The 23,831-nt window shown below is 65.9% G+C and carries 22 protein-coding genes and 1 pseudogene; 6 read left to right on the forward strand and 17 right to left on the reverse strand.

Features of this window, described 5'->3' with window-relative positions; genetic code table 11:
- Nucleotides 1-21: 21 nt before the first annotated feature.
- Nucleotides 22-918 carry a LysR family transcriptional regulator gene (locus tag DSD28_RS19325; protein ID WP_119258070.1) on the reverse strand — a complete coding sequence of 299 codons (897 nt, stop codon included), beginning with the start codon at nt 916-918 and terminating at the stop codon, nt 22-24.
- A 248-nt stretch (nt 919-1,166) separates the two neighbouring features.
- Here DSD28_RS19325 and DSD28_RS19330 point away from each other — a divergent pair, with 248 nt between their 5' ends.
- Complete coding sequence (locus DSD28_RS19330; RefSeq protein WP_119258071.1) at nt 1,167-2,363, forward strand: MFS transporter; 1,197 nt, start codon at nt 1,167-1,169, stop codon at nt 2,361-2,363.
- A gap of 36 nt (nt 2,364-2,399) precedes the next feature.
- Here the strand turns inward: DSD28_RS19330 and gcvA are convergent, their stop codons facing one another.
- On the reverse strand, nt 2,400-3,308 hold the full coding sequence (gcvA, locus tag DSD28_RS19335) for a transcriptional regulator GcvA (protein ID WP_119258221.1): 909 nt from the start codon (nt 3,306-3,308) through the stop codon (nt 2,400-2,402).
- Nucleotides 3,309-3,495: 187 nt separating this feature from the next.
- On the opposite strand from gcvA, the gene DSD28_RS19340 reads away from it, so the two are divergent.
- Entirely contained in the window at nt 3,496-4,374 is an 879-nt protein-coding gene (locus DSD28_RS19340) for a DMT family transporter (protein ID WP_245424881.1), read from the forward strand.
- A 151-nt stretch (nt 4,375-4,525) separates the two neighbouring features.
- On the opposite strand, the gene phnX is transcribed toward DSD28_RS19340, so the two are convergent.
- The 15 genes and pseudogenes from phnX to DSD28_RS19415 all read right to left on the reverse strand — a co-directional run bounded on the left by phnX (nt 4,526) and on the right by DSD28_RS19415 (nt 18,588).
- Nucleotides 4,526-5,329 (reverse strand): phosphonoacetaldehyde hydrolase, encoded by an 804-nt coding sequence (phnX, locus tag DSD28_RS19345; protein ID WP_119258073.1) that lies wholly within the window; start codon nt 5,327-5,329, stop codon nt 4,526-4,528.
- Nucleotides 5,330-5,338: 9 nt separating this feature from the next.
- Nucleotides 5,339-6,469 carry a TIGR03364 family FAD-dependent oxidoreductase gene (locus DSD28_RS19350; protein WP_119258074.1) on the reverse strand — a complete coding sequence of 377 codons (1,131 nt, stop codon included), beginning with the start codon at nt 6,467-6,469 and terminating at the stop codon, nt 5,339-5,341.
- A 14-nt stretch (nt 6,470-6,483) separates the two neighbouring features.
- A complete protein-coding gene (locus tag DSD28_RS19355) occupies nt 6,484-8,511 on the reverse strand; it encodes a putative 2-aminoethylphosphonate ABC transporter permease subunit (protein WP_119258075.1) in 2,028 nt (675 codons plus the stop codon).
- 63 nt (nt 8,512-8,574) lie between these two features.
- Entirely contained in the window at nt 8,575-9,663 is a 1,089-nt protein-coding gene (locus DSD28_RS19360) for a putative 2-aminoethylphosphonate ABC transporter ATP-binding protein (protein WP_119258076.1), read from the reverse strand.
- Between the two features lie 178 nt (nt 9,664-9,841).
- The gene (locus DSD28_RS19365) at nt 9,842-10,861 is read right to left on the reverse strand and encodes a putative 2-aminoethylphosphonate ABC transporter substrate-binding protein (RefSeq protein ID WP_119258077.1); all 1,020 of its coding nucleotides are present in this window, start codon (nt 10,859-10,861) and stop codon (nt 9,842-9,844) included.
- Between the two features lie 81 nt (nt 10,862-10,942).
- A complete protein-coding gene (locus DSD28_RS19370) occupies nt 10,943-11,869 on the reverse strand; it encodes a LysR family transcriptional regulator (RefSeq protein ID WP_119258078.1) in 927 nt (308 codons plus the stop codon).
- 76 nt (nt 11,870-11,945) lie between these two features.
- Nucleotides 11,946-12,440: a group III truncated hemoglobin gene (locus DSD28_RS19375; protein ID WP_119258079.1), complete on the reverse strand. Its 495-nt coding sequence runs from the start codon at nt 12,438-12,440 to the stop codon at nt 11,946-11,948.
- Nucleotides 12,437-13,222, reverse strand: coding sequence for a DUF2189 domain-containing protein (locus tag DSD28_RS19380; protein WP_119258080.1), 786 nt, complete (start codon nt 13,220-13,222; stop codon nt 12,437-12,439). Before DSD28_RS19380 ends, DSD28_RS19375 begins: the two co-directional genes overlap by 4 nt.
- Before the next feature lie 14 nt (nt 13,223-13,236).
- On the reverse strand, nt 13,237-13,434 hold the full coding sequence (locus DSD28_RS19385; RefSeq protein ID WP_119258081.1) for a hypothetical protein: 198 nt from the start codon (nt 13,432-13,434) through the stop codon (nt 13,237-13,239).
- Nucleotides 13,431-14,309: a cytochrome-c oxidase, cbb3-type subunit III gene (gene ccoP, locus DSD28_RS19390; RefSeq protein WP_119258082.1), complete on the reverse strand. Its 879-nt coding sequence runs from the start codon at nt 14,307-14,309 to the stop codon at nt 13,431-13,433. The genes DSD28_RS19385 and ccoP overlap by 4 nt, the downstream gene beginning before the upstream one ends.
- A 3-nt stretch (nt 14,310-14,312) precedes the next feature.
- Nucleotides 14,313-14,483, reverse strand: a complete 171-nt coding sequence (locus DSD28_RS19395; protein WP_119258083.1) for a cbb3-type cytochrome c oxidase subunit 3 — start codon at nt 14,481-14,483, stop codon at nt 14,313-14,315.
- Between the two features lies 1 nt (nt 14,484).
- Nucleotides 14,485-15,219, reverse strand: a complete 735-nt coding sequence (gene ccoO / locus DSD28_RS19400; RefSeq protein ID WP_119258084.1) for a cytochrome-c oxidase, cbb3-type subunit II — start codon at nt 15,217-15,219, stop codon at nt 14,485-14,487.
- 2 nt (nt 15,220-15,221) lie between these two features.
- Nucleotides 15,222-16,865, reverse strand: coding sequence for a cytochrome-c oxidase, cbb3-type subunit I (ccoN, locus tag DSD28_RS19405; RefSeq protein ID WP_119258085.1), 1,644 nt, complete (start codon nt 16,863-16,865; stop codon nt 15,222-15,224).
- 242 nt (nt 16,866-17,107) lie between these two features.
- Nucleotides 17,108-17,329: pseudogene (locus tag DSD28_RS26440) on the reverse strand (Rrf2 family transcriptional regulator); the annotation flags it as partial.
- 152 nt (nt 17,330-17,481) lie between these two features.
- A complete protein-coding gene (locus DSD28_RS19415) occupies nt 17,482-18,588 on the reverse strand; it encodes a hypothetical protein (protein WP_119258222.1) in 1,107 nt (368 codons plus the stop codon).
- On the opposite strand from DSD28_RS19415, the gene DSD28_RS26005 reads away from it, so the two are divergent.
- From DSD28_RS26005 to nosZ, 4 genes are all read left to right on the forward strand, one after another.
- Nucleotides 18,587-18,763 (forward strand): hypothetical protein, encoded by a 177-nt coding sequence (locus tag DSD28_RS26005; RefSeq protein WP_162911471.1) that lies wholly within the window; start codon nt 18,587-18,589, stop codon nt 18,761-18,763. The genes DSD28_RS19415 and DSD28_RS26005 overlap by 2 nt on opposite strands.
- Nucleotides 18,760-19,584 carry a hypothetical protein gene (locus DSD28_RS19420; RefSeq protein ID WP_119258223.1) on the forward strand — a complete coding sequence of 275 codons (825 nt, stop codon included), beginning with the start codon at nt 18,760-18,762 and terminating at the stop codon, nt 19,582-19,584. The genes DSD28_RS26005 and DSD28_RS19420 overlap by 4 nt, the downstream gene beginning before the upstream one ends.
- Nucleotides 19,585-19,723: 139 nt before the next feature.
- On the forward strand, nt 19,724-21,880 hold the full coding sequence (locus DSD28_RS19425) for a NosR/NirI family protein (RefSeq protein ID WP_119258086.1): 2,157 nt from the start codon (nt 19,724-19,726) through the stop codon (nt 21,878-21,880).
- A 19-nt stretch (nt 21,881-21,899) separates the two neighbouring features.
- The gene (gene nosZ, locus DSD28_RS19430) at nt 21,900-23,828 is read left to right on the forward strand and encodes a TAT-dependent nitrous-oxide reductase (protein ID WP_119258087.1); all 1,929 of its coding nucleotides are present in this window, start codon (nt 21,900-21,902) and stop codon (nt 23,826-23,828) included.
- Nucleotides 23,829-23,831: the final 3 nt, after the last annotated feature.

The following is a 23,831-nucleotide window of genomic DNA, read 5'->3' on the forward strand; positions in this document are numbered from 1 at the left end:
CTTATCGCAGGCTCGACAGGCTCAGGCCCCCCTCTCGCGAAGAGCGTCCGCGATAACCGAGAACGCCGGCAGGTTCTGCCGGCGGCTCGGATAATAGAGGTAGTAGCCTTGAAATTTCGGCGTCCAGTCCTCGAGGACGAGTGTCAGGCGTCCTTCCCTGACATGCGCCTCGACATAGCTCTCGGGCACAAAGGCAATGCCGTATCCCTGCAATGCGGCATTCACCATCTCGTTGTCGGTGTTGAAGGTGAACCGGCCCTCCACCCGCACCCGCACCTCTTCCTCGTTCTTCTCGAATTCCCAGGCGTAGAGGCCGCCCACGCGGTCCAGCCGCCGATTGATGCAATCGTGGCGCATCAGTTCCTGCGGCGTGGTCGGTACGGGATGCGCCGTGAAATAGCCCGGCGAGCCGACGGCGACCAGCCGCCAGTCTGGCCCGATCCGGACGGCGATCATGTCCTTCTCGAGGCTCTCGCCAAGGCGCACGCCCGCGTCGAAACCGTCCTGGACGATATCGCGGAACGAGTTGTCGACGCTGAGCTCCAGCTTGATGTCGGGATATTCCCCGAGGATCGGCGCGAGCTTGGGCCAGACCACACTCTCCATTGCGTGGTTCGACAGGGTGATCTTGACCGTGCCCGCAGGCTTGTCACGGTAGGCCATCAGCGCTTCGATGTCGGCCTCGATCTCCGAGATGCGCGGTCCGAGCGATTGCTTGAGACGCTCCCCGGCCTCGGTGGTCGACACACTGCGCGTCGTCCGCGTCAGCAGCCGCAGCCCCATCCGGGCTTCCAGCTCCTTGACCGCATAGCTCAGGGTGGATTGCGCAACGCCGAGTTTGGCGGCCGCCCTGGTGAAGCTCCGCTCCTCGGCGACCGCGAGGAAAAGCAGCAGTTCGTTGAAATTTCCGCGGGCCATGCCGGATTCCCTGGTTGGCGGGCTTTCTCCATTAATAGCCGAACTCGATAAGTCCATGCAAATTGCGGCAGCTAATCCGCATTATCGAACGGTGCTACTTGTCTCCCGACGAAGCGAGGCAGGCGCTGCGCCCCGATAGGGGCCGGCCATCGTCGGACATGGCGTCCCGGCGCACGGGAATGCCCCAACGGCAACACGCGGCCCTCGCCGGATTCCATGAACAGCCCCTTTTGAAGCGAAACATCGATATGGACACCGCATACGACATGAAAATCGAAACCCGGACGACGCCGTGGAGCGCCGTCATCTGCATGATGCTGACCTCCTTCACGCTCGTCGCCTCCGAGTTCATGCCTGTCAGCCTTCTCACGCCGATCGCGGATGAACTGGCGATCACCGCCGGCCAGGCGGGGCAGGCGATATCGATTTCCGGCTTCTTCGCGGTCTTCACGGCTCTGTTCAGCAACGTCGTGCTCGGCCGTTTCGACCGTCGTCTGGTCGTCCTCGGCTACACCATTGTGCTCGTCGCCTCCGGTCTGATCGTGACGCTCGCACCGAACTACCTCGTGTTCATGATCGGCCGCGCGCTCATCGGCATATCGATCGGCGGCTACTGGTCGCTGTCGACGGCGATCATCGCCCGCATCGCCTCCACGTCCGACGTGCCGAAGGCGCTTGCCATGCTTCAGGGCGGTAGTGCACTCGCGGCCGTAATCGCGGCCCCGCTCGGCAGCTTCCTCGGCGGCCTGATCGGCTGGCGCGGCGCGTTCTTCATCGTGGTGCCGATCGGCGCCGCCGCCTTCCTCTGGCAACTTGCCGTCCTTCCCCGGATGCCGGGCGCCCGGCATGGATCGCTCGGCCGGACGTTCGCCCTCATGGCGAACCGCACCTTCGCACTCGGCATGACCGCGATGATCCTGTTCTTCATGGGGCAGTTCGCACTATCGACCTATCTGCGGCCGTTTCTCGAAGACATCACGCTCCTCGACGTCAACGCGCTCTCGCTCGTCCTTCTCGGGGTCGGTCTTGCGGGTCTCGGCGGCACCTGGTTGATTCCCGGCATTCTGCGCTCCCATATGGGGCACGTCCTGATCGGCTTTCCCGCGTTTCTGGTGATTGTCGCGCTCGCCCTCGTCGGCCTCGGTTCGTTCGCCTTCGTGACGGCGGGCCTGCTGCTTCTCTGGGGATTGTTCACGACTCCTGTTCCGGCGGCATGGACGACATGGATGACCCGGACGATTCCCGATCGTCTTGAGGAAGGCGGAGCGTGGTTCGTCGCACTCATCCAGTTCGCCATCACGTCGGGCGCATTTGCCGGCGGCCTGCTGTTCGATCACGTCGGCTGGTGGAGCCCCTTTGTCCTGACCGCCGTGACGATGGCAGCTTCCGCCCTTGTCGCGTTGGCGGTAGCGCGCCCGTGGGCGCGTCGCGCGATGTTCGCCTAGGAGCGGCATGGCGGCTCCCCACTGAAAGCGGGCGTGTCACGGCTGCGTGCTTCGCGTGAACTCCCGCACTTCCCGCAGGATCCAGTCCCGGAAAATGCGGACCTTCGGGTGGTCCTGATTGCCGATCCTGTAGATCAGGTCGTAGCCCCATTCGACTTCAAGCGTCGCCTGCGGGAAGAGCGATATCAGGCGGCCGGCGGCAAGGTCCTCCGCGACGAGGACGCTCCGGCCGAGCGCGACACCCGCCCCGCGCACGGCAGCGTCGATGGACATGCTGCCGTGGCTGTATCCGGGTCCGCGCCTGCCCGGATAGGGCAGCGCCATCATCGCGAACCACCGTTCCCATGTCGTGTTCATCCCGATCTCGTGGATGAGCTGACATTTCGCTAGATCGTCCATCGCATGGAACCCGCCCATCCTGTCGCGATAGTCAGGGGAGCAGACCGGCGAGACCGTTTCGTTCATGATGCGCTCGGATGCCGCGAAGGCATACTCGCCGTCGCCATAGCGCAGCGCCACGTCGACATGGCCTGCCGCGAAATCCACCGGTGCATCGGTTACTTCCAGATGGATATCGAGATCGGGAGAAGTCGCCATCAGGCGATGAAGGCGCTGCGTCAGCCACTTGCTGGCAAAGGAGACGCTGCAATTCACGACCAGACGGGACGTGTCGTTCTTCCGGCGCAGTTCCTCCGCCTCACGTGCCAGTTCCGACAGGAGCCGCGTTACCGTGCTGAAGAAAGCCTGCCCCGCATCGGTCAGCTCGATCCTGCGGGTGAGGCGGCGAAAGAGCGGCACGCCCAGATGATCCTCCAGCGCCTTGATCTGGCGGCTCACGGCGCCGTGGGTCAGGTGGAGCTCCTGCGCCGCGAGCGTCATGCTCAGGCGCCGTCCCGTCGCCTCGAATGCCCGGAGTGTCTGAAGCGGGGGAAGCTGGTCGGCCATGGTCATATGCGTGATCTGGTATCACGCGTCCTGTGAGAACAAATGGTTTGTCGGGCGGGTAAATCCCGGCCTACACATGACACAGTCGCAAGCGAGTGCCAATCCGCAAGGCCCCCTGGAAGTGTCTCAGAATTCCCCTGACGTAACCGTCGCGCCGCAATCGCTCACCTCGATAGGTTCCCTCTCGATGAAGAGCTTCGGAGCCATGTTCCTGCTGGCGCTGATGTGGGGACTTTCGATCCCGATCACCAAGCTTGGCCTCGGCAGCATCCCGCCCATGACCCTGACGGCGCTCCGCTTCATGGTCGCCGTGCCGCTGATGATGTTCCTGGCTCGGCGGGAACTGCGGGTTCCCGCAAAGGCGGTTCTTCCCATCATCGGCCTCGGCGTCATGGGCATCACGCTCGGCAACGTCGCGCAGTCCTTCGGCGTGCAGGGCACGTCGGCCTCCGTTGCGACCATCCTTTCGGCAACCATCCCGCTGTTCATCGTCATTCTGGCCGCCATCCGCTTCAGGCAGTCGGTGACGCCGCTGCAATGGAGCGGCCTCCTTGCCGCTTTCCTTGGGATCGCCCTCGTCGCCGTCGGCAGTGGACCGGGCGTCGACGACATGTCGAGAACGACGGTCTCCGGGGTGGCCCTGATGCTGATCTCGTCCGCCGGCATCGCGGCCTATTACATCTGGAGCGCCGAACTGGCGGAGAAGTACGGCCTGCTGCCCGTTGCTGCATGGAACATGCTCGTCGGGCTCCTGACGGTCCTGCCGCTCGCGGGCTGGGAAATGTCCCGCCAGCCTGTCGGCATCACCGCACAGGCTCTGGCAGCCATCGTCTATCTCGGCGTCGTGGTCACCGTGATCGGGCTGATCCTGTGGCTCTATCTTCTGAAGGCTGTTCCCGCCCGCATCGCTGCGAGCGTGCAATATCTGCAACCCGTATTCGGTATTGGCGCCAGTGCGTTTCTGTTCGGCGACAGGCTCGGCCTGCTGTTCGCCGCGGGTGTGGCGCTTGTTCTCGGCGGCCTCGCACTCGCGGCTTGGGGTAAGCGTGCCAGCGCCCACACATGAAGTTTCATTTCCCCCGCTCGGTTTTTACTCCCCGAGCGACTTGGCCCGCCCCGGTGGCGGGCCTTTTTTCATGAGCCGGTGAGGTGGCCGGAGCATGGTGCCGCCCCTGCGGGCGCCATCCGGTGGCCATTCGCCGGCCGCCGCGCGGGTGTCAGGGCCTTTCGCCCCTTGCCATGCGCGCCTCGATCTCCTCGATGATCGGCGGCAGGTCGGCGACTGTGTCGATGATGTAGTGGGGGCGGTGGCGACCGAGGGCGGCGCTCGCCTTTTCGCGCAAGGCCTGGCGCTCCCCGTCGGAGAGGGCGGCGAGTTCGTCCGCGGTGACGCCGGCCTCGTTGCCGGAGAGCGCGAGGCCCACCGTCCAGGTGCCGGCTTCCCGGCCCTCGTCGATGCCGACGCCGGTATCGTCCACCTTCACGACGGCAGAGGCCGGCCAGACGTCGAGGTCGAGAAAGCACCTGTACATGTTCATCGGCGTCGGGCGGCCATGCGGCAGGTCGCCGGCGCAGACGAGGTTGTCGGGGGCGTAGCCCTGCCTTTCGGCGAGCGGCAGCACGCGGGCCATGATCGAGCGCGTATAGCCGGTGGTGGAGCCGATCTTCAGGCCCCGCCCGCGCAGCGCCGCGACGGTCTCGACCGTGCCGGGCACGAGGTCGCAATAGTCGCTGACGACCTGCTCGTTGAGCGGCACGAAGACGTCGTAGACCGCCTGGATGTCCTCGGTCGCCGGCGCGCGGCCGTGCTTTTCCGTCCAGGCGGCGCGGATGCGCGGCTGGGCGAGCATGGCCTCGATATGGTCCCATTTCGGCCGGCCCATCGGCTCGCGGGCCTCCGCGATGGAAACCTCGATGCCGAAGCGGCGGAAGGCCTCGACGAAAACGCCCATCGGCGCGAAGGAACCGAAGTCGATGACCGTGCCGGCCCAATCGAAGACGACAGCCTTGAGATGGCTCATGATGTTCTCCTAAGCATAGATATCGGAAATGACCTCCTCGCCGAGCGCGAAGCCCGTCGAGGCGCCGGTGCCGCCCGTGACCATGACGAGGCGGATATTGTCGGCGGGCCTGTCGACGAGGACGGTTCGGTCGCTGGCCGAGGCATAGGTGCCGACCCAGCGCGCCGTGACGCGCCGGCCCGGCATGTCGAAGATCTCGTCGAAGCCCTTGAGGATCAGGTCGTCGATGCGCTCCTCGGCGAAGGGCTGCGGGGCGTTGCCGTAGACATGGCTGTCGCCGACGACCAGTGAGCCGTCCGAGGACTGCACGGCGATGACATGGATGCCGGCGGCGCGCATCTCGGCGCAGTCGGCGTCGAGCCGGGCGGCGAGCGCGCGGCCTTCCGGCAGGTCGGCGAAGCCCTCGTAGCGGCCGAAACTGAGGTCCGACATGACGGCCGCGCCGAAGCGCACGGGCGCCGCAGGGGCGATGCGCAGCATCTGCAGCGTGCAGACCTTCAGGCCGTAGGGCGCAATGCGCCCGGGATAGAGCGTCGAGAAATCGTCGCCAGGGCAGACGGCGACCGCCCCGGCATTCAGTACGCCGCGGCTCGTCTCGATGCGCTCGCCGTCGATGCCGGTGACGGCGGTGCTCCAGTGGAAGGAAACGCCGTGCTTCTCTTCCAGCCAGACTGCGAGCTTCGGGATGGCGTCCTTCGATTCCACCCGCAATTCGTGCGGGCTGTAGAGGGCGCTGCGCATGCCGTTTTCGCGAAGCGCCGGCACGTAGTCCAGCGCCTTGCCCGATGTGATGCTGTGGCAGTCGGCGCCCATCGGGGTTTCGAGGAAGGCGTCGAGCACGTCCGCGGCCTCCCTGCGATAGGCCGGCATGACGAGGCCGCGATGCACCACCTCGATGCCGGCCTGCCCGACGATCTCCGCCCAGACGTCGCGGGCGCGGCGGGCCCTTGCCCAATGCTCGCCGGCCTTCTGGCCGGAAACGGTGACGAAGCCGAAATTGCGGATGGAGGCGCCGACGGCCCTGGCGTTGCGCTCGACGACGGCGACCCTCTTGCCCTTGCGGGCGGCGGCGAGCGCCGTGCCGAGGCCGACGATGCCGGCGCCGACGACGACGAGATCGAATCCCTGATTGCTGCGCATGGTGGTTTCCCGGTTCAGCGCGTGCGCCAGGTCTGGAGGCGGCGCACCACGGCATCCGCGCCCCAGCCGTGCAGCACCCGGACGACGACATTGGTGTAGAAGATCATCATGCCCATGGCGGCGGCCGGCGCGATGTCGCCGGCATCGTCCATGTTGAGCACGGCGATGGAGGAGAGGGTGGTGGTGGAGGAATAGATGAAGACCACCGCCGAGACCGTCGTCATGGCATTGACGAAGAGGTAGATCCACACCTCCGCCATGGCGGGGAAGCAGACCGGTATGCTGACGCGGCCGAGCGTGCGCCAGAAGGGCTGCTTCAGCGACATGGAGACCGCCTCGAACTCGCCGTCGAGCTGCTTCAGCGCCGTCGCCGCCGTCAGGTGCGGCACGATATAGAGATGGCTGATCGTGCAGACGACGAGGATCGCCATCGTGCCGTAGATGAAGTTCAGCGGATTGGAAGGGTTGTTGAAGAAGAAGATATAGGCAAGGCCGAGCACCATGCCGGGCACCGCCATGGGGATCATGGCGAGCATCTGCATGATGAGCCGCGGCGTCTCGAAATTGCGCGTCTTCTCGACCAGATAGGCCCCGAGGAAGACGATGCCCGCGCCGATGGTCGCGACCAGCACGGCGAGTTGCAGCGAATTGGCATAGGAGCGCCAGCCGCCGCCGTCCATGCGGTTGAAGTCGTAGTGCTGCAGGCCGGGCGTCAGGTCGTAGGGCCAGAACCTGGCGAGCGCGGCGAGCTGGCACATGCCGATGATCGAGAGCAGGAACAGCGAGACGGCCGCGCAGAAGGCGAAGAAGACGCGGTCGCGGCGCTTGTCCTCCTTCGGCGTATAGGGCATGGCGCGCGCCGTCATCTGCGCCACCTGGCGGCGGCTGACCATGCGGTCGACGACGAAGGCGACGATGGCGGGCAGCAGCAGGACGAGCGAGACGACCGCGCCCATCTGGAAGTTCTGCTGGCCGATCACCTGCTTGTAGATGTCGAGCGCCAGCATCGGGAAATCGCCGCCGATCACCTTCGGCACGCCGAAATCGGTGACGACGAGCGTGAAGACCACGAAGAAGGCGGAGATCAGGCCGTAGCGCGCGCCGGGCAGCGTCACGGTGCGGAAGATGCGGAAGGGGGAGGCGCGCAGCACCTCGGCCGCCTCGTAGAGCCGCTGGTCGCTGGCCGAGAGCGCCACGGTCATGATGACGAGCGCATGCGGCAGGGTGAAGAAGACCGAGGCGAGCACGATGCCGAGCGGGCCGTAGATCGGCACGCCGAGGAGGATCGGTGTCAGCACGCCCTGCTTGCCGAAGAGATAGACGAGGCCGATGGCCGGCAGCAGCGAGGGCACGAGCACCGGAATGGAGGCGATGAGGCGGAAGACGCCCTTGCCGCGCATATGGGTGCGCATCAGCCCGTAGGCGAAGGCAAAGGAGAGCGGCGTGACGATGCCGGCGACGAGCATGGCGACGATCAGCGAGTTGAAGATCGACTGGCGAAGGCTCGCCGTGCGGAAGTAGAAGGCGAAATTGTCGAGCCCGTAGGCCATGGCCGGCTTCATCTGCACCGCGCCGAAATCGGCCTTCGCCACCTCCACGGTCTTGCCGAGCGTCGGCTTGCCGCCGATGACGATGAGGCCCCCTGCCGGCGAGGTGTCGCTGAGGCGCACGGCCTCGATGTCGCGGCGCTCGCGCTTGGGAATGATGGCGGCGGGCTCGATGCGGCTGCGCTCGCTCGGCATAAGGTCGGGGTTCTGCACGAAGCCGGATTTCAGCGCCCAGTCGGCCAGCGTGCCCTGCGGCGTCCAGGCGCCGTCCTTGCGGAACTCGACGCTCACCTGCTGCAGCGGGAAATGGAAGGTCTGCAGGGCCTTCATGCCGACCAGCGACAGCGGCAGCACCAGCGCGACGACGAGATAGAGCATGACAAGGCCGAGGAGGCCCCGCTGGATCAGCTCGTCGCCGGCGAGCTTCGGCCGGATGCGGGTGCGGCGATAGGCGGGGGGAATGACGATGCCGCGGGCGGCTGCGATATCCGGCATGGTTTTCTCTCTGTTCTGGCGCAGTTCCGGACGGAAAACCGCTTCGCACTTTTCCTGGAGCTGCTAGACCGCCTGCGCATAGACACGGATGCGCTCGCGCGGGATCGCGACGGGCATTTCCTCGCCGGGGCGGAGCTTCAGGTTGCGGATGTCGTGCATGGCGACGTCGGCGCGCAGGCTGTTCTCGCCGAGGTCGCCGCCGCCGAAGCGGGCGCGGAAGAAGGAACCGAGGAACTCGCCCTCCTCGATGCGGGCGCGAAAACTGTTCGGCCGCCCGTCGGCGGTGCTGACGACGACATCCTCCGGGCGCACGGCCGCAAGGACCGAACGCTCGCGCTGGCCGGACGTGTCGGCGTCGAATTCGATGCGGCCGATGCGCACGCGGTTGTCGGCGACGATCTCGGCGGGGATGAAGTTCATCTCGCCGACGAAATCGGCGACGAAGGCGCTGGCCGGGTTCTGGTAGATCTCCTCGGGCGTGCCGACCTGCTCGATCTGGCCGCCGCTCATGACGACGATGCGGTCGGCCATGGTCAGCGCCTCGTGCTGGTCGTGCGTGACCATGATGGTGGTGACGCCGAGATTGCGCTGGAGGTCCTTCATCTCGCGGCGCAGGTGGTTGCGGACCTTGGCGTCGAGCGCGGAAAGCGGCTCGTCGAGGAGGAGGAGCTTCGGCTCGGTCGCCAGTGCGCGGGCGAGCGCCACGCGCTGCTGCTGGCCGCCGGAAAGCTTCGTCGGATGTTTCCTGCCCTGGTCGGGCAGGCCGACGGTGTCGAGCAGCGAAGCGACGCGCCTGTCCATCTCGGCGCGCTTCAGGCCGCGCCCGACGAGGCCATAGGCGACGTTCTGGTTGACCGTGAGATTGGGGAACAACGCATAGGACTGGAAGACGATGCCGAAATCGCGCTGAGAGGGCGGCAGGGCCGAGACGTCGCGGCCGTTCATGAAGATCTGCCCTTCGCTCTGGATGTCGAGGCCGGCAATGGCGCGCAAAAGCGTGGTCTTGCCGCAGCCGGACGGGCCGAGGAAGCAGATGAACTCGCCCGGCCAGATATCGAGCGAGACGTCCCGCAGCGCGGAGAAATCGCCGAAGGATTTCGTGACGTGGTCGATCCGCACATGCGGCTGGTGCTTCAGGTTGTCGGTCTGCATGAGTTGCCTCTGCCTGTGGAAATGGAAATACGGGGAAAGACCCCCTCTGCCTGCCGGCATCTCCCCCACAAGGGGGGAGAAGGATAGAGGCTTGCTCACTGCTCGAAATCGAATGCAAACGGAGCGGCGAGGTAAGCCCCTCCCCCTTGTGGGGAGGGGTTGGGGAGGGGTTTCGCGATCAGCCCTTCGGCTCGTTCTTGCTGCCGTAGCGCTTTTCCCATTCGGTCAGGATGCGCTCGCGGTTGGAGGCCGACCACTGGAAGTCGTTCTTGATCATCTTCTTGTCGACGTCGGCCGGGAAGTTCTCCACCGGCTGGGCGATGCCCGGAACGGCGAGGATCGCGTAGTTCTGGTTATAGAGCTTCATCGCGTCCTCGGAGATCGAGAAGTCGAGGAGCTTCTTGGCTGCGTCCAGCTTGTCCGTGTCGGCGACGATGGCGGCGGCTTCCGCATCCCAGCCGATGCCTTCTTCCGGAACCACCACCTCGACCGGCGCGCCGCGGGTCTTTTCCTGCGCGCCGCGGAAGTCGAAGGAGATGCCGATGGTCACTTCACCGCGGGCGGCGTCCTTGCAGGGCTTGGAGCCGGAATGCATGTAGCTGGAGATGTTGGCGTCGAGCGCGTCCATGTAGGACCAGCCCTTTTCCTCGCCCATCATCTGCAGCCAGGCGGCGACATCGAGGAAGCCGGTGCCGGAGGAGGCCGGATTCGGCATGGCGATCATGCCCTTGTATTCCGGCTTGGTGAGGTCGGCCCAGCTCTTCGGCATAGCGGCGCCGGCCTTTTCAAGCTCGACGGTGTTCACGCAGAGCGCCGCAGACCAGGCATCGAGGCCGACCCAGGCCGGCGGATTGGCTTCGTCCCGGAAGCGCGGGTCCAGCTTGTCGGCGCCGGCCGGGGCATAGGCTTCCAGCATGCCTTCCTGCTTGAGCAGCAGCAGCGAGGTGGCGGCAAGGCCCCAGACCACGTCGGCCTGCGGGTTTTCCTTCTCGGCGAGCAGCTTGGCGGTGACGACGCCGGTGGAATCGCGGATCCAGTCGATCTTGATGTCCGGGTTCGCCTTCTCGAAGGCGGCCTTGTAGGCCTCGAGCTGCTCGGCCTCGAAGGCGGTGTAGACGGTCAGCCTCGTCTCGGCGAAAGCCGAGCCGGCGGCAAGCGCGGCCAGCGAAAGCGTGGCGGCGAAAAGGTGGTTCTTCATCGGGAGCCCTCTCGAATATGGGGATTAAGTTCGAGGGAACAGCTAGCCCTGTTATATGACAGGCATATGAAACGCGCTAAATCATAGATTTTGTCTATGATCGATTGACCCGTCGCCGGGAACCGGGCCGCCGGCCAGCCCGTAATGGGCGCGGGCAATGCCGAAAAACGCTTCGACGGCGGCATGTTCGCGGCATTCCGGCAGGCAGACGAGATAATGGCCGATGGAAAGTTCCGGATCGGCCAGCGGCACGACGTCGATATTGCTGTCCGCCTGCACCTCGCCCTCGATGGCGCAGCCGAGCCCGATGCCGGCGGCCGCCGATGCATAGGCGACGTCGAGCGTGGCGACTTCCAGCACGCAGTTGAGCGTGACGCCCGCCTGCCGCGCGGCAAGGTCGAGCGTCGAGCGCGTGCCGGACATCCGGTTCCACAGGACGAGCTTTTCGGGGGCGAGCTGCCGTAGCGTCAGCGCGCTGCCCTGCAGCGCCGAATGGCTCTTGGGGCCGTAGATGACGATGCGGCTGCGCAGGATCTCCTCGCAGAACAGCCGCTCGTCGGCGAGCGGCATGGAGACGGCGGCAAGGTCGAGATCGCCGTTCAGCACGTCGCCGAGCAGGGAAAGCGAGGGGCCCCCTTGCGTGTTGATATGGATCGCCGGATAGCGCCGCACGAAGGCGGTCAGCGCCGGCATGATCAGGCGATGGGCGGAAAAGCCGACGCCGAGCGTGCCGCGCTCCATGCGCGCTTCGGAATAGAGCGCCTCGTTGACGTCGGCGAGGCATTTCAGCGTGACGCGGATCTTCGCGATCAGCTCCTGCGCCCCGGCCGCGACCTTCACCGTATGCCCCTTGCGCTGGAAGATGCGCCGCTTGCAGAGCTGCTCGAAGGCCTGCACCTGCGAGGAGACGGTCGGCTGGCTGATGCCCAGTTCCTCGGCCGCGGCGGAAAACTTCCCCGTGCGCGACAGCGCCTCCACGGCCTTCATCTGGGCAAGGGTGACACTCATGCTGCGGCTCCTGCGAATGCGTCGATCACAATCGCATTAGTCTAGCACCGCTCTGTGACGATTGGCTGATGCCGGTTCAACCCTTGCCGTCCGGCGGCGCATCCTTGGAAAGCATGTCCCGGGAGATCGGCGCGATCGCCATGGAATCCTCGCCGCGGTGGAAGGCGATGGCGAGGCGGAAGGAATGGGCGATGCGCAATGCCCGGTTGAGGAAGAGATCGGCGACCTCCGGCGGGCAGAGCCGCTCGACCGTCGCCCGGAAGAGCGAGAGCCAGCGGCGGAAATGCGCTTCCTGAAGCTCCGGGATGGCAAGATGCGGCGGCAGCGGGCGGCCCTCGTAGCGGTCGGTGCGCAGCAGCGTCGCCGACCAGAAATTGCACATCCTGGCAAGATGCGCCGGCCAGTCATCCGGCGCGATATGGCCGTTGAAGATCGGGCCGAGCAGGTCGTCCCTGCGGATCTCGTCGTAGAAGCCGTGCACCACGGCATGGACCATCGCCTCGTCCAGCACTTCCGGCAGGGGCTTGCCGTCGATGACGATGGTGCGCTGCGGCGCAGGCCGGCCCCTCATCGGATCGCCCTGTAGCTGTGCCAGGTGCCGTGGCCGAGCAGTGGGAAGATGACGATGAGGCCGAGGAAGCCCGTGGCGATGCCGAGCGCGGTGAGGACGAGCACGATGGCGCCCCAGGCGAGCATGACCGGCAGGTTGCGGAAGACCAGCGAGATGCTGGTGCCCATGGCCGTGAAGGCATCCGTCTTCTCGGCGAGCAGCATGGGGATGGCGAAGGTGCTGATGGCGAAGGAGAAGGCGGCGAAGAGCCCGCCCACCGCCGTGCCGACGGCGAGCATGCCGAGCCCCTCGGGCGTCGAGAACAGCATGGCGACGACACCGTCGAGGCCGGGGAAGGGGCGAAGCCCCACGAAGAGCGCATAGATGATGACCGCGGCGCGCATCCAGACGACCATCAGCAGGCAGAGGATCGCGCCGGTATACCAGACCTGCCCGCCCGAAGCGGCCTTGACGAAGATCATGCGCGACAGGCTCGGCGCGATGCCGTCCTCCAGGTCCCGGCTCTTGCGGTAGAGGCCGATCGCCACCAGCGGGCCGACCACCATGAAGCCGGCGAGCGCCGGGAAGAGGATATAGTCCAGCTCCCAGCGGAAGAGGCACCAGACCACCGCGATGGAGATAAGGAAGACGGCAAGCCCGTAGAGGAGGCTCGGCAGCGGCGTGTGCCAGAGGTCACGCCAGCCGGCGGAAAGCCAGCCGAGGGCGGCGCTGGCGGGAAGGCGGCGGCGGCGCTGCTCGGCGAGCGGCAGGGGCGCGTTGCCGGTCTTTTCGGTCGTTCCCATGGGGTCTCCTCCGTTCAGCAGGCCGGGCCGGCGGCGCGGTATGCGCCGTCCCGGCCTTGCGTCTTCAGGTGCTCCACGCAGTCGGGCTGCGAGGAGAGGGCGACATGGACGAGATGCGCATTGGCGCCGATGAAGACCAGCACGCCCGCCCCGACGATCAGGAAGGAGACGAGCCGCCAGTTGAGGCGCGGCTTTTCCGCAAGCGTGTTCATCGGGCGGCCTCCCCGAGCGTGCCGACATAGAGCGCCAGGATCTTGATGTCGACCGGCGAGAGCCGGCCCTCCCAGTGCGGCATGTGGCCCTGCCGCCCGGAATAGATCGTGGTGTAGACCGTCTGCGCGTCGCTGCCGTATATCCATGTCGCGTCGGTAAGGTTCGGCGCACCGACATCCGTGCTGCCATGCCCGTCCTCGCCGTGGCAGGCGACGCAATTGTCGGCGAAGACCTGCTTGCCGTCCTCGACCAGCGCCTTGTCGCTTGCCCCCATCGGCAGGTCCGAGAGCGAGCGCACATAGGCGGCGACCGCGCGGACCTGGCCGTCGTCGAGCACGCCGTCGCGGCCGAAGGCCATCATCTGCGAGACGCGCGTCTCATCGTTGGTGGCGTTGATGCCGATGCGGATCGTCTCGGCGATGGTGTCCGGCTCGCCGCCCCACAGCCAGGCCCTGGCGGCAAGGTTGGGAAAGCCCGGCCCGCCGGTGCCGCGCGTGCCGTGGCAGGCGGCGCAATTGTCGATGAAGAGCGTGCGGCCCGTCTCGCGCACATGGTTCATCAGGTCGGGATCGGCGGCGATGTCCTCGAGGCTCGCCTCGGCGATGCGGCCGGTCCAGGCCGCGCGGGTGGCGGCGGCGTCCTCGACCTGCTTCGTCACGACGGCGCGCTGGTCGATGCCGAGCAGGCCCTTCGTATAGGTGACGCCGAGCGGCCAGGCCGGCATCAGGATCCAGTAGCCGATGGCGAACAGCGTGGTGACCGTCAGGAAGAAGATGACGACGCGCGGGATCGGCGTCTCCAGCTCCTCGATGCCGTTCCATTCATGCCCGGTGGTCAGCCGCCCGGTGGCGGGATCTTTTCTTTCCGTTGCCATCGTCTAGTCCCCCGGCCGGTCGTCTTTGTCGAGAATGCTCTTCTTCGCGCGGTTGAAGCGCTTCCGGTTGCCCGGCCAGAGGGCGTAGATCAGCACGCCCACGGCCATTGCGATGAGGTAGAACAGGCCCCAGCTCTTGGCGAAGGCGACGATGGTGCCGTGATCCGCGTCCATGTCATTCCTCCTTCACTGCTGCTTCCTGGTGGGCGGCCCCGGTGAGCTGGCCGACGATCTGGAGATAGGCGACGAGCGCGTCCATCTCCGTCAGGAGGCCCGGATTGCCGTCGAAGGCACGCACATTCGTCTTCTCGCCGTAGCGCTCGCTGACGCCGGCGGCCTCGTTGCCGTCCGGGTTCGCCTGGCCGCGGGCGTCCGCCACCGCATGTTCGATCATCTCGTCCGTATAGGGCACGCCGACCGTGCGCTGGGCGGAAAGGTGCTCGCCGAGATCGTCGATCCTCAGCGCGTTGGTCTTCAGCCAGCCGTAGCGCGGCATCACCGATTCCGGCACCACGTCGCGCGGGTTCATCAGGTGGGCGACATGCCAGGCGTCGGAATACTTGCCGCCGAGGCGGGCAAGGTCCGGTCCGGTGCGCTTGGAGCCCCAGAGCATCGGGTGGTCGTATTTCGATTCCACGGCGAGCGAATAGGGGCCGTAGCGCTCCACCTCGTCGCGCAGCGTGCGGATCATCTGCGAATGGCAGGCGTAACAGCCCTCGCGGATGTAGATGTTGCGGCCGGCCAGCTCCAGCGGCGTGTAGAGCCGCATGTCCGGCGCGTCCTCCACCGTCTCGTGGATGGTGAAGAGCGGGGCGATCTCGACGAGGCCGCCGATGGAGGCGACGCCGACGATGGCGAGCACGAAGCCGATGGCGTTGCGCTCGATCCTGCGGTGGAAGAATTCCTTCATGGTCATTCTCCCGCCGGTGCGAGGACGGGAACGTCGCCGCCCGCCCCGGTCTTCAGCGCATGGCGCGCCATGCGGATCGTCATGCCGACATTAATGCAGCAGACCACCGCGCCGGCAAGGAAGAGCAGGCCGCCGAAGGCGCGGGCGATATAGTAGGGATGCATGGCGACCAGGCTGTCGATGAAGGAATAGGCGAGCGTGCCGCTGTCATTGTAGGTGCGCCACATCAGGCCCTGGATGATGCCCGAATTCCACATGGCGAAGACGTAGACGACGGTGCCGGCCAGCGCGAGCCAGAAGTGGACCTCGATCAGCCTGGGTGAATACATGCGCTCCGTCTTCCACATCCACGGCACGAGGGCGTAGAGCGAGCCGAAGGTGATCATCGCCACCCAGCCGAGCGCGCCGGCATGGACATGGCCGACGGTCCAGTCGGTATAGTGCGAGAGCGAGTTGACGGCGCGGATCGCCATGAACGAGCCCTCGAAGGTCGAAAGCCCGTAGAAGACGGCGGCGACCATCATGAAGCGCAGCGTCGCGTCGTCGCGCACCTTGTGCCAGGCGCCGTTGAGCGTGGCGAGCGCGTTGCCGGCAGACGCCCAGGAGGGCACCAGCAGCACGATGGAGAAGGTCATGCCGAGCGTCTGCACCCATTGCGGCAGGGCGGTGTAGTGCAGGTGGTGGGCGCCCGCCCACATATACATGAAGGTGATGCCCCAGAAGCTGATGATGGAGAGCCGGTAGGAGAAGATCGGCCGCTCCGCGCGCTTCGGCAGGTAGTAGTACATCATGCCGAGGAAGCCGGATGTCAGGAAGAAGGCGACGGCGTTGTGGCCGTACCACCATTGCGTCATGGCGTCCTGAACGCCGGAAAACAGCGAATAGCTCTTCGCATGGCCGAAGGAGACCGGCACGGCGAGGTTGTTGACGATGTGCAGCACCGCCACGACCAGGATGAAGGCCATGTAGTACCAGTTTGCCACGTAGATATGCGGCTCCTTGCGGCGCTGGAGCGTGCGGATGTAGATCAGGAAATAGACGACCCAGACGATGACAAGCCAGATGTCGGCATACCATTCCGGCTCGGCATATTCCTTGGACTGGGTGAGGCCCATCAGGTAGCCGGTCGCGGCGACAAGACAGAAGAGGTTGTAGCCGATCAGCACGAACCACGGGCTGAACTGGTCGGGCAGCCGCGCGCGACAGGTGCGCTGGAGGACATGGAAGGAGGTGGCGATCAGCGCATTGCCGCCGAAGCCGAAGATGACGCCGGACGTGTGCACGGGCCTCAGCCGCCCGAAGCTCGCCCAGGCCGAATCCACGAAGGTCAGCTCCGGCCATGCCAGGAGCGCCGCCACCCAGACACCGACGAACATGCCGGCGACCGCCCAGGCGAGCGACAGGATGATGCCGACCCGCGTCGGGTCGTCGTAATATTCCGAAAGCCGGCTTTCCGGCGGCTCGGGGGAGAAGAGGACGGACAGGACCGCAAAGCCGAAGGCGAGGCTGAAGGCGAGCACGATATAGCCGTGCACGGCGAGCGGATCGCCCTGGCCGGCCACCGCCATGGCAAGCCCCACCAGCGCCAGCGCGCCGAGCACGAAGAGCGCGGCATGGCGCTCCGAAACCGTCAATCCGGATAGCATTGCGTTCCCCTTTCCTTCACGCCGCCGCGAGATCGATGCCGAGCAGCGGGCCGAGCGAGGCCCTGTCGCGTACGATATCCGCAAGCGTGTATTTGTCGAGCACGGACAGGAAGGCGCCGAGCGCCTCGTGCAGCATGCCCTTCAGCCGGCAGGCGGGCGAGATGGCGCAGGCGCCCCCCCCCGGCCTGCATGCATTCGGCCAGCGAGAATTCCTCTTCCGTCGCCCTGACCATTGCCCCGATGCCGATCTCGCGCGGCGCCCGCGCAAGGCGGATGCCGCCGGCCCGCCCGCGCGTCGTCTCGACGAGGCCGAGATCGCGCAGCGTCTGCGCGACTTTCAGGAGATGGTTGCGCGAAAGCCCGTAGGCCTCGGCGACGTCGTTCACCGTGCACGCCCCGTCCCGCCGTGTGGCGACGTAGATCAGCATGCGCAGGGCATAGTCGGTATGAAGCGTCATCCGCATCCGTGATATCCGGCCACCGGTGGATAAAAGGTATTGTGGATACCACTTTTAGCGCAAGGATTCCCGCGATGGAAGCGCAATAGCGTCGCAGGGGAAAGCGCGCGCCCCTTCGGTATCGGGGCGCGCGCCGGATCGGGGTTTCTGCCCCGGAATTACTTCCAGCTCTGGTAGTCCGCGGCCGTGCATCCGAAGGGGGCGAGGCCGTCGCCGAAGCGGGCCTTGAGCTGGTCGCAGCCCCATCGGTTGAGCGCTTCCGGCATCATGTCGTTGATGTCCATGCCCGGCGAATTGTACTGCGAGGGCGCGCTGGTCACGTACCAGAGCCAGTAGCCGAAAATGCCGCCGACGATGAGCAGCACGACGAGGAGCGCAAGCCCCAGCCGCTGCGCGAGCGACAGGCCCTTCCTTGCCGGCGCGGGGGCGAGGGCGGTTGCCGTCGTCCCGTGGCCGGCCGCGGCCGCCGATGCGTAAAGCGGCTCCAGCGCCTCTCTGCGCTCCTCGGGCGTCATATCGATCCGCTCCAGCCGGTCGTCGACGAGGACGGGCAGCGACGTGGCGCCGTGCCAGACGGCAAGGGCGACCGGGTGGCTGCCGGCATCGCCGACGATGATAGGCTCGTGCCCGCTCTCGAAATGGGTATGGGCGACCCGCTTGGTCTTCCGCTCGCTCAGCCGGTCCGCATAGGTGACAGCAAGGCGGCCGCGCTTCGTCTCCATGCCGGTGATCTCGACCGGGATGACGGTGAGGGGTGCCGGGTGCTGCAACTGGGCGCGGGCGCGGACGATGCGAAGGGCGAAGAAGATCATCGCAAGGCCGCCGCCGCCGAGGAGGAGGGTGAAGACCGCCAGCGTGATGATCCGGTTCCAGAGCATGTCCAGCCCCAGCGTGATCGTGGCGAGCTCGGGGTGATCGGCCGAAACGACGAGGCCCGTCTCGTAGTCGCCGCTGTGGAGGTCGACGAACATGACCTCGACATTCTTGTCGTAGCGCTGGCCGTTCTGCTCGTAGGAGAGGTCCACCTCGCAGGTGGTGAAGAAGGCTTTCCGCGTCCTGCAGCTCCCGTCGATATTGCCTTCGACGATGAGCGGATTCTGGCTGATCGTGTAGTCGCGCAGGATGCCAGGCCCTTCCATCACCATCATGAAGACGGCGATCGCCAGCAGGACCGGCGTGGAAAAGTAATAGGCGAGCGGGATGGAGATCGCCCCGCGCTGCAGGGCGAGGGGACGGGCGGGAAGCTTGATGGTGGGAAAGGTCATGGTCTGCCTGAAAATGAATTGGCCTGAAGGTATCGACGTATCGGAAACGGCACAGGGCACCGGTTCATTCGGATTGAAATGCTTTGGCAACGGCATCATCGAAAATGCGGCCCGCGCCATTGCGATCCGAGGCCTTGCAAAGCAAGTTCGGGGCAAATGCAGGAGATTTTCATGAGTCGGCAATGGGTTCGCACATTTTCCCTGGTTGGTTTTCTTCTCGGCGCGGTGGCCCCGGCCCATGCGGTGGAGCTGGCGAAGGTCGCCGGCCACACGGTCGAGATCAGGGAAAAGGACTTCGAGAAGGTACTCGTCGTCGACGGCCGCGAGCTGCACACGAACCAGATCGTCTTCCTCGATGACGTCTATGCCTTCGGCGATACCGTCGCGCTCGTCGGCACCAGTTCGGGCGGCGGCAATGCCTGCGACGGCGCGCCGTTCGTCCTGTCCTTTCCCGGCCGCGGCGCGCCGCGGATAGACGGGCCCATCGACAGTTGCGTCTCCGTATCCTGGGCCGTCGAGGGGGCGGGCCTCGTCTTTTCAACGGCGAGCGTCCCCGGCCGCGAAACGGAGCGCTGGCAATGGACCGCCGAGCGCGGCATCGCGCCGCTCGCTTCCGTCGCCTTCCAGGCGGATGCGGCGAGCGGCTGGGCCAATCTGCGCGAGCGCACCTTCACCCATCCCTCGGAAGCCTTCGGCAACGGCGAGATTGCCGCAAGCCTCAAGATGGTGCTCGGCTCGGATTTCGAGCATTTCCAGACGCTGATGACCGGGGTGGGAAGCGGCGAATTCAAGGGCGACGACTTCGTCGGCACGGCCTGCCGGCCGCATGCCTGCCTCGACGAGGCGGGGTTGATCTTCCTCTCCTCCGGCGAGCGCCGCGTCTATGCGGCCTGGAAGCCGGACGGCGGAAAGATCGCGGTCTTTCCCGCGCCCGTGAAGGACTGGCCGGAAAAGGCCAGGGCGGAATTGCGCGAATGGGCCAGGCAATGGCCGTGACGCCTCTATAGGCGAGGAGTAGATCCTCGCCCGCATCCGCCGGCAATCGGCAACTATTCGTTTTCGTTTGATATAGCGCAACGATCATTCCGCGCGAACATTCCAAAGCTCCGGCAATGGTTTGCTGGAACGCCCTGGAATGAAATTCATCCGTCTCGTCCTTCTGCTCTGCATCGGCCTGTGCCTCGCCGTTCCCGCCCATGCGGCCTCGGTGCTGCAGCAGTACCTGCCCGCCGCGACGGCCTCCGACCTGGTTCCCGGTGCGGAAGGCTTCGGGCCGATCCGCGACGACCTGGCGGTGGCGCCGGTGCTCAAGGGCGGCGAGACGGTGGCCTGGGTCTTCATGACCTCGGATTTCGTCGGCACGACGGGCTATTCCGGCAAGCCGATCCACACGCTCGTTGCCGTCGGCAAGGATGCGAAGATCGTCGGCGTGCAGCTCGTCAAGCATTCCGAGCCCATCGTCCTCATCGGCATTCCCGAGGCCAAGGTGAAGGCGCTGGTCGCGAGCTATGCCGGCCTCGACCTCGTCGCCGAGGCGAAGTCCGGCGGCACGGCGCATGAGGTGGACATCATCTCCGGCGCGACCGTGACGGTGATGGTGATCGACGATTCCATCGTCCGCTCGGGGCTGAAGGTCGCCCGCGCGCTCGGCCTCGGCGGCCTTGCCCCGGAAACCGAGAGCGCCGGCCCCCGTTTCGAGATCGATCCCGACGCCGCCGCGCCGGCCGACTGGATCGAGGCGGAAGGGGACGGCACGTTGCGCCGGCTGTCGCTCGACGTGGCGCAGGTCAACGCCGCCTTCGCCGAACATCCGGACGTGCGCGCCCGCGACCGGGCGCTGACCGAGGCGCCGCAGACCACCTTCATCGACATGCAGGCGGCGCTGGTCTCCGTGCCAGCCATCGGCAAGGCGCTGCTCGGCCCGGCCGGGGAGGCCAATCTGAAGGGCTGGCTGAAGGAGGGCGAGAACGCCATCGCCGTGGTGGGCCGCGGCCTCTATTCCTTCAAGGGCTCGGGCTATGTGCGCGGCGGCATCTTCGACCGCATCGTGCTGATCCAGGACGACGTCTCGGTGCGCTTCCGCGACCGCGACCATCACCGCCTCGGCGCCATCGCGCTTTCCGGCGCGCCGGAATTTTCCGAGATGGACCTGTTCCGCATCCCGGCCGGCGTCGGTTTCGATCCCGCAAAGCCCTTCCGCATCCAGCTTCTGGCGCAGCGCGAGGTCGGGCCGATCGAGAAGGTCTTCCACACCTTCGATCTCGGCTACCAGCTGCCGCAGAAATACCTGCGCGCCGTCGCGCCGCCGGCAAAGGAGGTCGCCGCCGTCCCCCCGCAGGAGGAAGGCTCGGCGCAGGCAGACCTCTGGAAGCGCATCTGGGGCGATTCGAAGCTGAAGATCGTCGTGCTCGCCGGCATGCTGGCGGTGCTGACCGGGGTCTTCTTCTTCCAGACCTATGCGGTCAGGAACGCCCGCGGCTTTTACATCTTCCGCATCGTCTTCCTGACCGTGACGCTGGTCTTCCTCGGCTGGTACGCCAATGCGCAGCTCTCGGTGGTCAACCTGATGGCGCTGTTCGGCAGCCTCGTCAGCGGCTTCAGCTGGCAGGCCTTCCTGCTCGATCCGCTCACCTTCATCCTGTGGTTCGCCGTCGCCGCCGCGCTGCTCTTCTGGGGGCGGGGGGCCTATTGCGGCTGGCTCTGCCCCTTCGGCGCGCTTCAGGAGCTGACCAACCAGATCGCCCGCAAGCTCCGCATCCCGCAATGGACGCTGCCATGGGGCCTGCACGAGCGGCTCTGGCCGGTGAAATACATGATCTTCCTCGGGCTTTTCGGCGTGTCGCTGATGAGCGTCGAGCAGGCCGAACACCTCGCCGAGATCGAGCCGTTCAAGACCGCGATCATCCTGAAGTTCATCCGCGCCTGGCCGTTCGTCGCCTATGCCATCGCGCTTCTCGTCGCCGGGCTCTTCGTCGAGCGGTTCTACTGCCGCTACCTCTGCCCGCTCGGCGCGGCGCTCGCCATCCCCGCGCGCATGCGCATGTTCGACTGGCTGAAGCGCTACCACGAATGCGGAAATCCCTGCCAGACCTGCGCCATCCAGTGTCCGGTGCAGGCGATCCACAAGACCGGCGAGATCAACCCGAACGAGTGCATCAACTGCCTGCACTGCCAGGTCCTCTACCAGTCCGAAACCGTGTGCCCCGTCGTGATCAAGAAGATGAAGTCGCGCGCCAGGCTCGCGGCAAGTCCCGGCGGCGCGCCGATCCACCAACCCGCAGCCAAGGTTTAACCGAAGAAGGAAATCCACCATGGAAACGAAGGAAAACAAGGGACTGAGCCGCCGCGCGCTGTTCAGCGCGACCGCGGGCTCGGCGGTTCTCGCCGGCACGATGGGGCCGGCCGCGCTCGGCCTCGGCGCAGCAAGCCTTGCGACCCCGGCCCATGCCGCCGCCGGGGCCGACGGTTCCGTCGCGCCCGGCAAGCTCGACGACTATTACGGCTTCTGGTCCTCCGGCCAGACCGGCGAGATGCGCATCCTCGGCATCCCGTCGATGCGCGAACTGATGCGCGTGCCGGTGTTCAACCGCTGCTCGGCCACCGGCTGGGGCCAGACGAACGAATCCATCCGCATCCACCAGCGCACGATGTCGGAGAAGACGAAGAAGCAGCTCGCCGCCAACGGCAAGAAGATCCACGACAACGGCGACCTGCACCACGTCCACATGTCCTTCACCGAGGGCAAGTATGACGGCCGCTATCTCTTCATGAACGACAAGGCCAATACCCGCGTCGCCCGCGTTCGCTGCGACGTGATGAAGACCGACGCGATCCTGGAAATCCCCAATGCCAAGGGCATCCATGGCCTGCGCCCGCAGAAATGGCCGCGCTCCAACTACGTCTTCTGCAACGGCGAGGACGAAGCGCCTCTGGTCAACGACGGCTCGACCATGAAGGACGTCTCGACCTATGTGAACATCTTCACCGCGGTCGATGCCGACAAGTGGGAAGTCGCCTGGCAGGTGCAGGTCTCCGGCAATCTCGACAATTGCGATGCCGACTACGAGGGCAAGTGGGCCTTCTCGACCAGCTACAATTCCGAAATGGGCACGACGCTGGAAGAGATGACCAAGTCCGAGATGGACCATGTCGTCGTCTTCAACCTCGCCGAGATCGAGAAGGCCATCGCCGCCGGCAAGTTCGAGGAGATCAACGGCGTAAAGGTGCTGGACGGCCGCAAGGAGGCGAAATCCCTCTTCACCCGCTACATCCCCATCGCCAACAACCCGCACGGCTGCAACATGGCGCCGGACAGGAAGCACCTGTGCATCAACGGCAAGCTCTCGCCGACCGTCACCGTGCTCGACGTCACGAAGTTCGACGCGATCTTCTATGACGATGCCGAGCCGCGCAGCGCCGTGGTGGCCGAGCCGGAACTCGGCCTCGGCCCGCTCCATACCGCCTTCGACGGCCGCGGCAACGCCTATACCTCGCTCTTCCTCGACAGCCAGGTGGTCAAGTGGAACATCGAGGAGGCGATCCGCGCCTATGCCGGCGAGAAGATCGACCCGATCAAGGACAAGCTCGACGTCCAGTACCAGCCCGGCCACCTGAAGACCGTGATGGGCGAGACGCTGGACGCCACCAACGACTGGCTGGTGTGCCTGTGCAAGTTCTCCAAGGACCGCTTCCTCAATGTCGGCCCGCTGAAGCCGGAGAACGACCAGCTCATCGACATTTCCGGCGACAAGATGAAGCTGGTGCACGACGGCCCGACCTTCGCCGAGCCGCATGACGCCATCGCGGTCTCCCCCTCGATCCTGCCGAACATCAAGTCGGTCTGGGACCGCCAGGATCCGCTATGGTCGGAGACGCGCAAGCAGGCCGAGGCCGACGGCGTCAATATCGACGAATGGACCGACGCCGTCATCCGCGACGGCAACAAGGTGCGCGTCTACATGACCTCCGTCGCGCCGAGCTACAGCCAGGAAAGCTTCACGGTGAAGGAGGGCGACGAGGTCACGGTCATCGTCACCAATCTCGACGAGATCGACGACCTGACGCACGGCTTCACCATGGGCAACCATGGCGTGGCCATGGAAGTCGGGCCGCAGCAGACGAGCTCTGTCACCTTCGTCGCCGCCAATCCGGGCGTCTACTGGTACTATTGCCAGTGGTTCTGCCATGCCCTGCACATGGAAATGCGCGGCCGCATGTTCGTGGAACCGAAGGACGCCTGAGAA

It is taken from the genome of Shinella zoogloeoides, assembly GCF_003574625.1.
Lineage (GTDB): Bacteria > Pseudomonadota > Alphaproteobacteria > Rhizobiales > Rhizobiaceae > Shinella > Shinella zoogloeoides_A.

Coding starts and splice junctions, on each gene's coding strand:
- DSD28_RS19385 (WP_119258081.1), bottom strand. CDS start 13,434: ATGAACACGCTTGCGGAAAAGCCGCGCCTCAACTGGCGGCTCGTCTCC.
- gcvA (WP_119258221.1), bottom strand. CDS start 3,308: ATGGCCGACCAGCTTCCCCCGCTTCAGACACTCCGGGCATTCGAGGCG.
- DSD28_RS19375 (WP_119258079.1), bottom strand. CDS start 12,440: ATGAGGGGCCGGCCTGCGCCGCAGCGCACCATCGTCATCGACGGCAAG.
- DSD28_RS19380 (WP_119258080.1), bottom strand. CDS start 13,222: ATGGGAACGACCGAAAAGACCGGCAACGCGCCCCTGCCGCTCGCCGAG.
- DSD28_RS19370 (WP_119258078.1), bottom strand. CDS start 11,869: ATGAGTGTCACCCTTGCCCAGATGAAGGCCGTGGAGGCGCTGTCGCGC.
- DSD28_RS19340 (WP_245424881.1), top strand. CDS start 3,496: ATGAAGAGCTTCGGAGCCATGTTCCTGCTGGCGCTGATGTGGGGACTT.
- ccoP (WP_119258082.1), bottom strand. CDS start 14,309: ATGGCAACGGAAAGAAAAGATCCCGCCACCGGGCGGCTGACCACCGGG.
- phnX (WP_119258073.1), bottom strand. CDS start 5,329: ATGAGCCATCTCAAGGCTGTCGTCTTCGATTGGGCCGGCACGGTCATC.
- ccoO (WP_119258084.1), bottom strand. CDS start 15,219: ATGAAGGAATTCTTCCACCGCAGGATCGAGCGCAACGCCATCGGCTTC.
- ccoN (WP_119258085.1), bottom strand. CDS start 16,865: ATGCTATCCGGATTGACGGTTTCGGAGCGCCATGCCGCGCTCTTCGTG.
- DSD28_RS19355 (WP_119258075.1), bottom strand. CDS start 8,511: ATGCCGGATATCGCAGCCGCCCGCGGCATCGTCATTCCCCCCGCCTAT.
- DSD28_RS19425 (WP_119258086.1), top strand. CDS start 19,724: ATGAAATTCATCCGTCTCGTCCTTCTGCTCTGCATCGGCCTGTGCCTC.
- DSD28_RS19395 (WP_119258083.1), bottom strand. CDS start 14,483: ATGGACGCGGATCACGGCACCATCGTCGCCTTCGCCAAGAGCTGGGGC.
- DSD28_RS19350 (WP_119258074.1), bottom strand. CDS start 6,469: ATGCGCAGCAATCAGGGATTCGATCTCGTCGTCGTCGGCGCCGGCATC.
- nosZ (WP_119258087.1), top strand. CDS start 21,900: ATGGAAACGAAGGAAAACAAGGGACTGAGCCGCCGCGCGCTGTTCAGC.
- DSD28_RS19365 (WP_119258077.1), bottom strand. CDS start 10,861: ATGAAGAACCACCTTTTCGCCGCCACGCTTTCGCTGGCCGCGCTTGCC.
- DSD28_RS19325 (WP_119258070.1), bottom strand. CDS start 918: ATGGCCCGCGGAAATTTCAACGAACTGCTGCTTTTCCTCGCGGTCGCC.
- DSD28_RS19420 (WP_119258223.1), top strand. CDS start 18,760: ATGAGTCGGCAATGGGTTCGCACATTTTCCCTGGTTGGTTTTCTTCTC.
- DSD28_RS26005 (WP_162911471.1), top strand. CDS start 18,587: ATGGTCTGCCTGAAAATGAATTGGCCTGAAGGTATCGACGTATCGGAA.
- DSD28_RS19330 (WP_119258071.1), top strand. CDS start 1,167: ATGGACACCGCATACGACATGAAAATCGAAACCCGGACGACGCCGTGG.
- DSD28_RS19415 (WP_119258222.1), bottom strand. CDS start 18,588: ATGACCTTTCCCACCATCAAGCTTCCCGCCCGTCCCCTCGCCCTGCAG.
- DSD28_RS19360 (WP_119258076.1), bottom strand. CDS start 9,663: ATGCAGACCGACAACCTGAAGCACCAGCCGCATGTGCGGATCGACCAC.